Consider the following 1559-nt stretch of genomic DNA (forward strand, 5'->3'; position numbering starts at 1 on the left):
GGTTCTTGACGCACTTTAATGAGCGCACACGTCACGTTATCACTAGCGCCACGCACCAGAGCAGAGTGCATCAATGCCAAACCAGCTTGGTTAACTGAATCTGCACATAGAGTTTTATGCATTTCATCACAGCTTAGTTCCTTGGAAAGTCCATCACTGCACAACAAGAACTGGTCACCATCCGCAAGCTGTCCCGATACTTGGTCTATCGTCACCATCTCATCAACCCCAACAGCTCGGGTAATTACATTGGCTAATGGATGGGACTCTGCGTCTTCAAATGCCAACAAGCCTTGTTCAACTAACTCCATCACTTGGCTATGGTCACGAATTGTTTGTACAAAAGTACCGTTTCTCTATTGATAAATGCGGCTATCACCAACCCATAGGCAGTGGTAATAACCATCCTGAATAAACAACAGCACCAATGTTGTGCCCATTGTCTTTCCATGTAAGTTCATTTGAGCATATTGATAGATCTCAAAATTCGCTTGCTGCACTGCTGCGCGAATATCATCTATATTGGTGTTTGGCACATCTTGCATATGGCGTGCAATTCTGTCGCCCAGCATTTGACTCGCGATATCGCCAGCGCTATGGCCGCCCATGCCGTCAGCAACAACCCATATATGCTGTTCAGTCATATCCAGTAACGCATCCTCATTATAAGGACGAACTTTACCTGCATGAGTTTTGGCAAAAGTAAAATAATTCCAATTCATTCTTTGCTTCCTAGCAACTCCACATTTGCCAACGACCATCTAACATTGCAGAGAATTGGCCAATAGATGGCAGCCCAGTGCTAACAAACATACATGATTCAATATGAGTAGAGCCTTCTGTCCACCAGAAGCATGGTTTTCTCTGTTGACTCTCAATTAGATGATTTAACAACATGTTTTGCTTTGCTTCAGTTGAAAAGCTAAACACTGTTGAGATCGGGCTTTGGTACAAAAGCGCCATTTCTTCATTGCATATCGATACTTCAGAAACAAGCTCACACTTTTGCTGCATGCTTCGGTGCCATACATCAAATACAAATTCATCGTCTAACACTGACAGCGCTAGAGTCTGGCTATCTTCAGTCCAGCCACTTTGTGCCCAATACTGTGCTGCTTTGCCTTTTACCGCTCGAACAACAGTAAAAAAGAAGTAGCGACCGCATGCATCTACACTTGGAATCATGCTGCCGATATACGTAGCATCGTCCATGTAACTCACATCCAGTGCAAAGTGCCAAACTGGTGCAGTTAAAAAATAATCGTTCCAAGTGTCACCCAGTTGCTCTTTACTCACTGCAATAACAGCTTGCTGCCAGTCGTGCCAACGGTTTGCAAATTCAGGAGAAATACCGTCCTTAACAAAGTCACCTTTAGCCGGCATTTTTCCGATGTAGCCCCACTCAGGCGTTACAAGGTTTGCGGACATCTGAACCTCTCCATCTCATTAGACCAAAATGGGTTGATTGCACTAGATGGAATCAACTCAAGCTGAACCTTGTTCCCCTTCAAATCGATCATGACAATGTTGTCGTTGCGGGACTCTGGTCGAGCCTTGAG

The 1559-nt window shown here is 44.6% G+C and carries 1 protein-coding gene and 1 pseudogene; both read right to left on the reverse strand.

Annotated elements, in window-relative coordinates; all coding sequences use genetic code 11:
• Positions 1–722 (reverse strand): annotated as a pseudogene (locus R7Z78_RS24245) (PP2C family protein-serine/threonine phosphatase); the annotation flags it as partial.
• A gap of 10 nt (positions 723–732) precedes the next feature.
• Positions 733–1428: a type VI secretion system-associated protein TagF gene (tagF, locus tag R7Z78_RS24250; RefSeq protein WP_169643873.1), complete on the reverse strand. Its 696-nt coding sequence runs from the start codon at positions 1426–1428 to the stop codon at positions 733–735.
• Between the last annotated feature and the right edge of the window lie 131 nt (positions 1429–1559).

Source organism: Vibrio sp. 1167 (genome assembly GCF_033340375.1).
Lineage (GTDB): Bacteria > Pseudomonadota > Gammaproteobacteria > Enterobacterales > Vibrionaceae > Vibrio > Vibrio alginolyticus.